Here is a 10,130-nt window from a genome sequence, read left to right as displayed (position 1 = left end):
GAAGACCGCCGGCGTGCTGGGCGACGACCTCTCGCTCAACGCCCAGCAGGTCTCCGGCGTGAAGCCCGACCGCGAGCTGCCGGTGGTGTGGGCGGTGGCCAAGGGTTCGGCGGTGAACAAAACCATCCTGGTGCCGGCCGCGCTGGCCATCAGTGCGCTGGAAGCCTGGCTGATGTCGCGCGGCTACGGCGTACCGCTGGTGACGGCCCTGATGATGATCGGCGGCGCCTTCCTTTGCTTCGAGGGCGTGGAAAAGCTGGCGCACAAATTCCTGCACAGCAAGGAAGAAACGCAGCAGCAGCGCGCCGAACTGGTGCAGGCGGTCGCGAATGAAAACGTGGACCTGGTGCAGCGCGAGAAAGACAAGATCAAGGGCGCCATACGCACCGACTTCATTTTGTCGGCGGAAATCATCGTCATTACCCTGGGCACCGTGGCGGCCGCCGACTTCACGCGCCAGGTGGCCGTGCTGGTGGCCATCGCGGTGGTCATGACGGTGGGCGTGTACGGCCTGGTGGCTGGCATCGTGAAGCTCGACGACGCCGGGCTGTACCTGAGCCAGCTGCAGGGAGACAGCGCGGCCCGACGCGCCAAGCGTTCGTTCGGCCGCGGCATCCTGGTCGCGGCACCCTGGCTGATGAAGTTCCTGTCCGTCGCCGGCACGGCCGCGATGTTCCTGGTGGGCGGCGGCATCCTCGTGCACGCCGTGCCCGTAATCCAGAAGGTCGTGGAGTCGGTCACGCCGGCCGGCGGCTGGGGCACCCTGGTGGGCATGGTCGCCGAAGGCCTGGTGGGCGTGGTGATCGGCATCGTCGTGCTGGCGGCGGTGACGGGCGTGCAGAAGATGCGGAACCCGCGTACCGCCTGAGCCGCCTGCGACGCTGCATTGCGCGTACAGTAAACGGGCAGACAGCTGCTTCGTGCGTCTTCCGCGGGCACCGGTCCCGCGGCCCGTTCCTTTCCGCGTTGTCGTCCCTTTGGGCGATTCACCCCAGGGAGCCCCCATGTCGGGCTACACCACGCGTCTGGTCACACTGCGCCTTGGCGGTATCGATTACCGCATCCGCGCCCTCAGCGACCGCCAGCAATTCTCCGATCCCAACGGCGCGGCTGAGCGCGCGGGCATTTCCTCCGCCAACTGGTGTCTGTTCGGGCAGGTCTGGCCTGCGGGCCGCGTGCTGGCCCAGGCCATGAGCAGCTTCGATGTCGCCGGCAAGCGCATCCTCGAGCTGGGCTGCGGCCTGGGTCTGTCGAGCCTGGTGCTCAATCGTCGCAAGGCCGACATCACCGCCAGCGACCACCACCCGCTGGCGGAAGAGTTCCTCACCTACAACGCGGCGCTGAACGGCCTGTCGGTTCCCTCGTATCTCGACATCTCCTGGACCGTGCCCCAGCCCGACCTGGGCAAGTTCGACCTGATCATCGCCAGCGACGTGCTTTACGAGCGTGGGCATGCCGAACAGCTTTCAAGCCTGCTTTCGCGGCACGCGAACGACCGGGCCGAGGTGCTGATCACGGACCCGGGCCGCGGCAACAGCGGCGCCTTCACCACGGCCATGAAGGCCCAGGGCTATGCCGTGGACGAAGTCCGCAGCGCCTTCGACGACGGCGACGTGCCGCCGTTCCGCGGCCGCCTGCTCAGCTACCGGCGCTGACCGCGCTCAGCGCACCACGTGCCACGCAGTCTGCCGGCCGGCCAGGTAATGCACCCGCCGACCGTCGAACAGCGCGCTCTGTTCCAGCTTCACCTGCACCCACTGGCCGTTCCATTCCGGCACCTGCGCCTTGATGTTGCCTTCGATGGCGTAGGCGGTGTCGGGATGCAGCGGCCACTGGCCGCCGTCGGCCAGGCCGCTCTGGTCGTCCCACATGCCGATGGTCGGCCCGGCCGCATGCCCGAAAAAGCCGATCGGGTGGCTGTAGGTGCTCGATTCGATGCCGGCCTTGCTGGCGGCGGCGCGGGTGGCGGCCAGGATCTCGCTGCCGGTGCTGCCGGTCCTGAACTGCGCCACCAGCAGGTCCTGCCAGCGATTGCCGGTGGCCAGCGCTTCGCGCAGCCCGCGCGGCACCTCGGTTTCGCCCAGTCGCAGCACGTAGCCCATTTCCTGGGTGTCGGTGCACAGCTTGAGGTAGCAGAGGCCCACGTCGGTGTGCAGCACGTCGCCCGGCTCGATCACGCCTTGTCCGCCGCAGAACGGGCTGTCGCGATCGCAGGCCTGGCCGGCGCGCTGCAGGTTCACGTCGGGCATGAACCAAACCGGCAGCCCCAGCGCTTCGTAGCGCCCGCGGATGTACCAGGCCACGTCGTCGGTGGTGGTGACGCCGGGCGTGATCACGCTGGATGAGAAAGCATCGGCCACGACGCTGCGCGCCAGGGCCACGATGTGCGGATACACCGCCTGTTCGGCCGCCGTGCGGGTTTCGGTCCAGCGCACCACCAGGTCCTGCGCCGACACCAGGCGCGACCGATAGTCCTCGGGAAGCACTTCCAGCAGGCGCTCGTGCAGCGATTTGCTCAGGCCATCGGCGATGGCCCACTGACGCGACTGGTTGATGCCGATGCGCCGCGGCTGGCGTTCTTCGATCAGTTTGCCCAGCGCGCGCCACTGCGCGTCCAGGTCGCCGCCGGACCACACCGACGTGTAAGGCTCGCCCAGCGGATAGCGGTTCACCACCAGCCGGTCAACGCTGCCGTCGGCCTTGCGGTGGAAGGCCAGCAGCGTGGTGCGGCGCGCGGCGAAAGTGGGCTGCGGCACCAGCGTGAAATAGACCGGGTCTTCGGCGTACTCCCGCGACAGCACCAGCCACATATCGATGTCGGTTTCGGCCATCAGCTCGGGAAGCAGCGTCTGCAGGCGTTCGGTAAGGATGCGGTTCTCCACCGCCACGCGTTCGCGGGCCGGCAGCACGGCGGGCTCACCCTGCAGCACGCGGCCTTGGTCGAACGGGGCGGCGGTGGTGCAGGTGGTGGCGAAAACCAGCAGGCAGGTCGCGAACACAACGCAATAGCGCATCTTGGCCAGGCTCCATCGGGACTGCCGCATCATAGCCATCCCGCGCCTGGCCTTGGCTAGCCCAGTCGCTTCAGGAACTCGATGAGCTGGGCGCGCTGATTGGGCCCCAGGAGCCGCAGCACAGGCAGCAGGCGGCCGATGATCTGCGGCAGCTTTTCCGTCACGGCGCGGCTGTCGCCTGCGGCCAACTGGTCCAGCAGCGGGTCCAGCTGAAGCGGCGGCGCTTTTGCCGCGCCCGCCACGGGCTGGGTCGCGATCGCGATCACCGGCGCGGTGGCGGTGTCCGGTTCGCTCGACGCCGGCAGCGCAGCCGCGACCACCTCGGCCGACGGCACGAGCGCCGGCACCGCCGGAGCGGCGGTGGCCTGCGCCACTTCTGCAGGCGGCGACAGCAGCCCCTCGCACTGGGCCAGCAGCGACTGTGCGGTGGTGTCGCCGTCGAGCTGCGCACCCATCACCGCCGCGGCCAGCACCACCGGGATGGGCAGGCCGGCCTCGTCCACCGGTGGCTGCATCACCAGCTGCTCGCGCAGCCAGCCGATCATCCCCTCCATGCCCGCAGCGTCGCCCGCCGGCAGCGACAGCGCGAAGCCGCCCAGGCCCACGCGCGCGCCAGTGTCTTCCTTGCGGATGCGCGAGCGCAGCAGGCGCGCCACCTGCAGCACAAGCGCGTCGGCGACCGCGCGGCCGTGGTAAAGGAACAGGCGCCGGAAATCGACGATCTCCAGCCGCATCACGCTCAGCCCCGTCTGGTGCCGGCGCGCGAAGGAAATATCCTGCTGCAGCCGATCCAGGAAGCCGGCAAGGTTGCCCAGCCCCGTCAACGCATCCACCGTGGACTGCGCGTGCAGGCGGCGGGTGATGCGCTGGTTGTTGGCGTGCGCCCGGGCGCGGGCCAGCAGGTCCACGGTGGTGAAGGGTTTGGTGATGAAATCGGTGGCGCCCATGTCCAGGGCGCGCATGCGGGCCGCCTCGTCGTTGTCGGCGCCCGTCACCACGATCACCGGCAGCGAGGCCAGGCTGGTGTCTTCGGAGTTGCGGATCCGCTGCAGCAGCTGGTAGCCGTCCAGGTTGGGCATGTTCAGATCAGTGAACACCACCTGGATGCTGGGGTCGGCGGCCAGCTCGGTCCAGGCCAGTTCGCCGTCATCGGCCGTCAGCACGTCGAACTCGTCGCCCAGCATCTTGTGGGCAGCCTTGCGCATCAGCTTGGAATCATCCACAACCAGGATGCGGGCTTTCGCCACGGACTCGGGGTCCATCGGTTCCTCGCTGTGGACAGGGCAATGCGCCAATCTAGTCCAAGTCACGCGTCAGGCCATGGAAACCGGTCACAGATTGCGCTGCCAGCCCCCCCTGTCCACCGGCGTCGGTTTCAAGGGGCAGGCTCCCCGGCCTTTGGCGGAACGTTCATCAAGGGACACCTAGGATGAAGCCAGCACGCTCCCAACCCCAACCAGCGAGGCGAGGTCATGCAGATCCAGATCAATACCGGCGAAAGCGTCAACGGCCGCGAGGCCCTCTACAGTCACGCCGAGAACGTCGTGAAGGATGTTCTCGGACGCTTTGCCGACCATGTCACCCGCATCGAGATCCACATGAGCGACGTCAACGGCCAAAAGGCCGGCGACAAGGACAAGCGCGTACTGATGGAGGCACGCATTGCCGGGCGCCAGCCCCTTGCCGTCACCGAACTGGCGGGCAGCCTGCACCAGGCCATCGACGGTGCCGCCCAGAAACTCAGGCGGACGCTGGACACCACCTTCGGCAAAATGGCCGACAAGCGCCGGGTGCCGGCGCCACCGCTGCCGGCGGACCCGGCCCTGCCCGGCGACGACCCGGTCTGAGCCCTCAGTCGCGCTCTTCGGCCTCTTCGCGGCCCTGCTGGCGGATGATCGCCTCCTGGCGGGCGTCTTCAATCGACTCCATCACCGCCCCCACGTCGGCGCTGGCGTCGTCGAAGATGAAGGCGCCGGTGAGCGCGGTGTCGGGCAGCAGCTCGCCGCGCTCATAAAGCGCCCAGATTTCTTCGCCGTAGTGGGTGGCCAGCAGTTCAGGGGCGAAGCGGCCGAGGCTTGCGCGCAGGTTGTGGACGTCGCGCAGCAGCATGGCGCGGGCGGCGTTGTTGCCCGCTGCGCTCACCACCTGCGGGAAATCGATGATCACCGGCCCTTCGGGCGCCACCAGCACGTTGTATTCCGAAAGGTCGCCGTGGATCAGGCCGATGCAAAGCATCCGCACCACGTCGCGCATCAGTTCGTCGTGGAAGTGCAGCGCCTGCGCGTGCTCAAGCTCCACTTCTCCCAGCCGCGGCGCACTGTGGCCGTCTTCGTCGGTCACCAGCGACATCAGCAGCACGCCGTGGTGGTAACCATGGGGGCGCGGCACCCGCACGCCGGCCTCCACCAGCTGGTAAAGCGCGTCCACTTCGGTGTTCTTCCAGGCCGTTTCCTGCTCGCGTTTGCCGAACTTGCTGGCCTTGCCGATGGCCCGCGCCTGGCGGCTGCCGCGCACTTTGCGGCCTTCCTGGTACTGCACGCGCGCCTGGAAGCTGCGCTGCGCCATGTCCTTGTAGACCTTGGCGCAGATGACTTCCCCGCCCGACCTCACCACGTAAACCGAGGCCTCCTTGCCACTCTTGAGCGGGCGCATCACGTCATCCACCAGACCATCGTCGACCAGCGGCTGCAGGCCAGGGGGAATCTTCATCGGTTCAGTTTTGCGCAGCGGAGGAACCGCATTATGGGGCATCACCGGCCCCTGCCGTGCTCAGGGGGTGTATCCTTGCGGCGCCGGAGCAACCGCCGGCGCGTCCCGCCGTCCCGTCCAACGGGCCTCCGCTTCGCCCCTTCCCTGCGCCACGGCCCGTACCGCGGGTCACCGGCCGCCCCCTCGAGGCGAATCCATGAGCATCGTTTTCCGTGACGACGACCAGCTCGTCGACCCCACCGTTTCCTGCAGCAGCTGCGCGGCCGTGTGCTGCCGCCTGACGGTGGTGCTGATGCCGGACGAAACCCAGCCCGCCCACCTGGTGGACGTGGACCCGCGTGGCCTGGACGTGATGCGCCGCAGCGCCGACGGTTGGTGCGCCGGCCTGGACCGCACCACGATGAGCTGTGGAATCTACGAAACCCGGCCCAGCATCTGCCGCAAGTTCCACATGGGCGGGGCCTACTGCCGCGACGAGCGCAAGACCTACGCCGCCAAGGCCCGCAAGCCGATCCCCATCGTCGCGGTGGGCTGAACCCCCGGCGGCGGCCTCAGGCCGCCGCAAGCTTGGCGCGGGGCGGCAGCGAGTAGCGCAGGATGCGCGCCAGCACACCGCCGTACTGCTTCCAGAACCCGCCCGAGTTGTAGTGCACGCCGTAGCGCGCACAGATGTCGCGCACCTGCGGCGCCATCTGCACGTAGCGCGGCGCCGGCAGGTCCGGGAACAGGTGGTGTTCGATCTGGTAGCTCAGCTCACCGGTCAGCAGGTGGAACCAGGGGCCGCCCTCGAGGTTGCTCGAACCCTGGATCTGCCGCAGGTACCACTGGCCGCGGGTTTCATCCACCACTTCGCGCGGCGTATAGGTTTGCACCTGCTCGGTGAAGTGGCCGCAGAAGATGATGGCGTTGGTCCACAGGTTGCGGATCAGGTTGGCCGCCAGGTTTCCCAGCAGCACGCGCGGCCACTGCCAGAACGCCAGCGCCGGGAACAGCACGTAGTCCTTGAACAGCTGGCGCCCGGCCTTGCGCAGGAACGGCCGCATGCGCTCGCGAAACTCGGCCTTGGGCATGCGCCCCTTCAGGAAGCGGCCAATCTTGATGTCGTGCACCGCCACGCCCCACTGGAAGTTGATCGCCAGCAGCGCGTACCACAGCGGCTGCAGCAGCGTGGCCTTCGACCAGCGCTGCTGGTCGCTCAGGCGCAGCATGCCGTAGCCGAAGTCGTGGTCCTTGCCGATCACGTTGGTGTGGTTGTGGTGTTCGACGTTGTGCGAATGCCGCCAGTGGTCGCCGTCGCAGACGATGTCCCACTCATAGGTGGCCGAATGCAGCGACGGGTCGTTCATCCAGTCGTACTGGCCGTGCATCACGTTGTGGCCGATTTCCATGTTCTCGACGATCTTGGCCGTGGCCAGGGCGATGACGCCGGCAACCCAACTCACGGGTCCCCAGCCGAACATCAGCAGGCTGCGCCCGGCGATGGCGCTGCCCTGCACCAGGCCGCGCACGCGGCGGATGTGGCGGGCGTCGGTGTCGCCCACCTGCTCGAGCACGGACAGGCGCAGCGCGTCGAGTTCGGCTTCAAAGGCGGCCAGCTCGTCGCCGTACAGGCGGGTCTTGGGATTCATTGCGGGGTCCTTGACGGTCATGGCGCGAGTTCCAGGGCGCTTTGCGGGGTGCTGATGCACAGCTGGATCAGTTCTTCGCCCGGACCCGACACCTGGCCGGTGAGCTGGTTGAGCACGGTTCCAGAAAGCTTGCGGCACTGGCAGCTGCGGCAAATGCCGCGGCGGCAGCCGAAGCGGGGGGACAAGCCAGCCTTTTCGGCGCCCTCGAGCAGGCTTTGGCCGCTGGCGACGGTGAAGTCGGCGCCCGACAGCGACACGGCGTGGAAGTCGGCGCCGGGCACGACCGGCGCGGCGCGGCGCCCGAAGCTCTCGCTGGTGAGTTGGCCGGTGAGGCCGGCCCGGGCGTGCATCGACTCCACCACCGCCATGAAGCCATCGGGCCCGCACAGCAGCGTTTCGCGCGTGCTCCAGTCGGGAACCAACGCCTCGATGGCCTCCGGGTCCAGGCGGCCGCTGTCGCCCGACACGTGGGCGTGCCGGCGCAGACCGGGGAGGCGTGCCGCCAGGTCGTCCAGCGCCTGGGCGAACAACAAGTCGCCGGCGGTGGACGACGACTGCAGCAGCACCACGTCGCGTGTGCTGCCGGCGTCCGCCATCGCCTCGAGCAGCGACATCATCGGCGTCATGCCGCTTCCTGCGGCCAGCAGAAGCAGCGGCTGGTGCCCGGTTCGCGGCGCGAAGGCGCCCTGGGCGCGTCCCAGCCGGACCACCTGCCCCGGCTGCAGCGCATGCGCGGCGCCGGAAACGGGACCGTTGTGCTTGCGCTTGATGGTGATGCGCACCAGTCCGTCGGCACGCGGCGCCGAGGAGAAGCTGAAGCAGCGCCCGTGCCGGGCGCCGTTGATGTCCAGCTCCAGCAGCGCGTGCTGGCCCGGCTGGAAGCGGCCGAACCGGCGATTGGGCTTCAGCCACAGGCTGAGCACCCCCGGCGCTTCGTCCACCACCCGGACAACGCGGGCCCGCGACTCCACCAGGGACCAGACCGGGTTCACCGCACCGGCCAGCCGGCTCCAGGCCTCGGGCTGGTTCAGCGGCGCCAGCAGCGGGCTCCGCAGCATCCGGCGAACAGTCGAAAGTCGAGTTTTGGGCTGTTTCGTCGGCATGGCTGAAGGAAGCTACGGTATTTGCGTGAACATATGTTTACCGTAATGGAGCCGAGTTTCAACTCCAATCTTCTAAGCCCTTGTTGCGCCTATACTTCCGGGGCCCGTCCGGGTGATCACCCGAAGGAGCCCCGCTTGGCCGTCAGCCGCTCCACCCCGCCCCGCCCCGATACCGACCCGCCCGTAAGCCGCATGGAGCAGAAAGAGCGCACCCGACTGCGCCTGGTCGAGGCGGCGCTGTCCCTGATCGGCCAGGGCCGCCCGTTCTCCGCGCTTGGCCTGCGCGAGGTGACGCGCGAAGCCGGGGTAGTGCCGGCGGCGTTTTACCGCCACTTCCGCGATCTCGATGAGCTGGGCCTGGCCCTGGTGGAAATGGGCGGCGTCACCCTGCGGCGCCTGCTGCGCGAGGCCCGCCGCGACGGCATCCCGCCCACCGACATGCTTCGCGGCTCGGTGCTGATCTACAAACGCTTCGTCGAAGACCGGCCGCTGGTGTTCCGCTTCATCGCCGGTGAGCGCGGCGGCGGATCGCGCGTCATCCGCGAAGCCATCCGCACCGAGGAAAGCCACTTCGCCTCGGAAATGGCCCAGGACCTGCGCACCATCGGCACCCTGCCCGACCTGTCCAGCGCCAGCCTGCAGATGATCTGTGGCCTGGTGGTGACCACGATGCTCAACGCCGCCTCGGACATCCTTGACCTGCCCGCGGGGCAGCCCAAGCGCGAACAGGAGCTGGTGGCGAACTTCGTGCGCCAGCTGCGGGTGATCTTCCTGGGCGCAGCGCGCTGGCGCGAACGATGAGCCCACGCGCCGCACGCGGCGACGCGGTCGCCATGCGTGCACCTGTCTGTGAGCAAAATGGTCGCGCCGCAAAAGGTGCGTAATCCCTGCCGGCGTGTCTAGACTGCAGACACCTCCCGTCAGGAAAGGTACGACCATGGCCAGCAAGAAGAAGACCCCGACCAAGAAAGCAGCCAAGAGCACCGCCGCCAAGAAGGCGGCCAAGAAAACCACGAAGAACGCGGCAAAGAAGACAACCCAGACCGCATCCAGCAAGGTGCCGGCGAAGGCCGCGAAGAAAACAAGCAAAAAGGCCACGAAGAAAGTAGCGAAGCCGGCCGCAACCAAGGCTGCCAAGAAGCCGACCAAGAAGATCGCAAAGAAGTCCGCGGTGAAAAAGGCCGTGGCACCGGCCAGGAAGAAGGCCGCAAAGAAGTCCGCGGTGAAAAAGGCTGCCCCGCCGGCCAGCAAGAAGGCTGCCAAGAAGACCGCCCGCAAGACCGCCGCGACCGGCAGCGCCAGGAAGCCGGCCAAGAAAGTCGCAACGAAGGTTGCGAAGAAGGTCGCGAAGAAGCCCACCAGGACGCCCACGGCTGAAATGGCCGCCGTACCGGCAGCGAAGAAAGCCACCAGGAAGTCCCCGTCCACTCCGGCGCCGGCGCCCGAGCCGACCGCGCACGCGCCCCTGCACCCGATGGGAACACCCCACGTGGGTCCCACGCCGGTGGTTTCGAGCAAAGCGCATGTGCCGCTGGTCAGGGAAATCCCTGGCCGCCACACGTCCCAGGTGAAACGCGCCAACTGGCAGCGCAATATCAACCGCAAGATTCCCTGAGAACCGGGCCCGGGGGGGGAAAGGGCCCCCCCCAGGCCGGAAGGCGGGGCCCCCCGGGGTA

At 68.1% G+C, this 10,130-nt stretch carries 11 protein-coding genes; 6 read left to right on the top strand and 5 right to left on the bottom strand.

Going from position 1 to position 10,130, the window contains the following annotated elements:
• The coding region (locus tag K0M70_RS09370; RefSeq protein WP_290781573.1) for a DUF808 domain-containing protein at positions 1-868 on the top strand (868 nt) is incomplete at its 5' end.
• Between the two features lie 136 nt (positions 869-1,004).
• Positions 1,005-1,655, top strand: a complete 651-nt coding sequence (locus K0M70_RS09365) for a methyltransferase domain-containing protein (RefSeq protein ID WP_290781571.1) — start codon at positions 1,005-1,007, stop codon at positions 1,653-1,655.
• 6 nt (positions 1,656-1,661) lie between these two features.
• Here K0M70_RS09365 and K0M70_RS09360 read toward each other — a convergent pair whose 3' ends face one another.
• Together K0M70_RS09360 and K0M70_RS09355 are read right to left on the bottom strand one after the other, a co-directional pair.
• Entirely contained in the window at positions 1,662-3,044 is a 1,383-nt protein-coding gene (locus K0M70_RS09360) for a M24 family metallopeptidase (RefSeq protein ID WP_290781569.1), read from the bottom strand.
• Positions 3,045-3,070: 26 nt separating this feature from the next.
• Positions 3,071-4,276, bottom strand: coding sequence for a response regulator (locus K0M70_RS09355; RefSeq protein ID WP_290781568.1), 1,206 nt, complete (start codon positions 4,274-4,276; stop codon positions 3,071-3,073).
• Between the two features lie 210 nt (positions 4,277-4,486).
• Here K0M70_RS09355 and K0M70_RS09350 point away from each other — a divergent pair, with 210 nt between their 5' ends.
• On the top strand, positions 4,487-4,861 hold the full coding sequence (locus K0M70_RS09350; protein WP_290781567.1) for an HPF/RaiA family ribosome-associated protein: 375 nt from the start codon (positions 4,487-4,489) through the stop codon (positions 4,859-4,861).
• 4 nt (positions 4,862-4,865) lie between these two features.
• Here K0M70_RS09350 and K0M70_RS09345 read toward each other — a convergent pair whose 3' ends face one another.
• Positions 4,866-5,723: a PA4780 family RIO1-like protein kinase gene (locus K0M70_RS09345; protein ID WP_290781566.1), complete on the bottom strand. Its 858-nt coding sequence runs from the start codon at positions 5,721-5,723 to the stop codon at positions 4,866-4,868.
• Between the two features lie 196 nt (positions 5,724-5,919).
• Here K0M70_RS09345 and K0M70_RS09340 point away from each other — a divergent pair, with 196 nt between their 5' ends.
• Positions 5,920-6,258, top strand: a complete 339-nt coding sequence (locus K0M70_RS09340; protein WP_290781565.1) for a YkgJ family cysteine cluster protein — start codon at positions 5,920-5,922, stop codon at positions 6,256-6,258.
• A 16-nt stretch (positions 6,259-6,274) separates the two neighbouring features.
• Here the strand turns inward: K0M70_RS09340 and K0M70_RS09335 are convergent, their stop codons facing one another.
• Entirely contained in the window at positions 6,275-7,351 is a 1,077-nt protein-coding gene (locus K0M70_RS09335) for an acyl-CoA desaturase (RefSeq protein ID WP_290781563.1), read from the bottom strand.
• A gap of 17 nt (positions 7,352-7,368) precedes the next feature.
• Entirely contained in the window at positions 7,369-8,409 is a 1,041-nt protein-coding gene (locus K0M70_RS09330) for a 2Fe-2S iron-sulfur cluster-binding protein (protein WP_290781561.1), read from the bottom strand.
• A 180-nt stretch (positions 8,410-8,589) separates the two neighbouring features.
• Between K0M70_RS09330 and fabR the strand changes: the two genes are divergently transcribed.
• A complete protein-coding gene (gene fabR / locus K0M70_RS09325) occupies positions 8,590-9,255 on the top strand; it encodes an HTH-type transcriptional repressor FabR (protein ID WP_290781560.1) in 666 nt (221 codons plus the stop codon).
• Positions 9,256-9,391: 136 nt separating this feature from the next.
• Positions 9,392-10,069 carry a hypothetical protein gene (locus tag K0M70_RS09320; protein WP_290781558.1) on the top strand — a complete coding sequence of 226 codons (678 nt, stop codon included), beginning with the start codon at positions 9,392-9,394 and terminating at the stop codon, positions 10,067-10,069.
• The last annotated feature ends 61 nt before the right edge of the window (positions 10,070-10,130 follow it).

The sequence above is a fragment of the Arenimonas sp. genome (assembly GCF_019459675.1).
Classification (GTDB): domain Bacteria; phylum Pseudomonadota; class Gammaproteobacteria; order Xanthomonadales; family Xanthomonadaceae; genus Arenimonas.
Note: the sequence above shows the minus strand (reverse complement) of the source record. Positions and strands in the feature narration are given on the sequence as shown.

Bases quoted from the DNA above. Each gene is read 5' to 3' on its own strand.
- K0M70_RS09365 (WP_290781571.1), top strand. From the start codon at position 1,005: ATGTCGGGCTACACCACGCGTCTGGTCACACTGCGCCTTGGCGGTATC.
- K0M70_RS09360 (WP_290781569.1), bottom strand. From the start codon at position 3,044: ATGCGGCAGTCCCGATGGAGCCTGGCCAAGATGCGCTATTGCGTTGTG.
- K0M70_RS09355 (WP_290781568.1), bottom strand. From the start codon at position 4,276: ATGGACCCCGAGTCCGTGGCGAAAGCCCGCATCCTGGTTGTGGATGAT.
- K0M70_RS09350 (WP_290781567.1), top strand. From the start codon at position 4,487: ATGCAGATCCAGATCAATACCGGCGAAAGCGTCAACGGCCGCGAGGCC.
- K0M70_RS09345 (WP_290781566.1), bottom strand. From the start codon at position 5,723: ATGAAGATTCCCCCTGGCCTGCAGCCGCTGGTCGACGATGGTCTGGTG.
- K0M70_RS09340 (WP_290781565.1), top strand. From the start codon at position 5,920: ATGAGCATCGTTTTCCGTGACGACGACCAGCTCGTCGACCCCACCGTT.
- K0M70_RS09335 (WP_290781563.1), bottom strand. From the start codon at position 7,351: ATGAATCCCAAGACCCGCCTGTACGGCGACGAGCTGGCCGCCTTTGAA.
- K0M70_RS09330 (WP_290781561.1), bottom strand. From the start codon at position 8,409: ATGCTGCGGAGCCCGCTGCTGGCGCCGCTGAACCAGCCCGAGGCCTGG.
- K0M70_RS09320 (WP_290781558.1), top strand. From the start codon at position 9,392: ATGGCCAGCAAGAAGAAGACCCCGACCAAGAAAGCAGCCAAGAGCACC.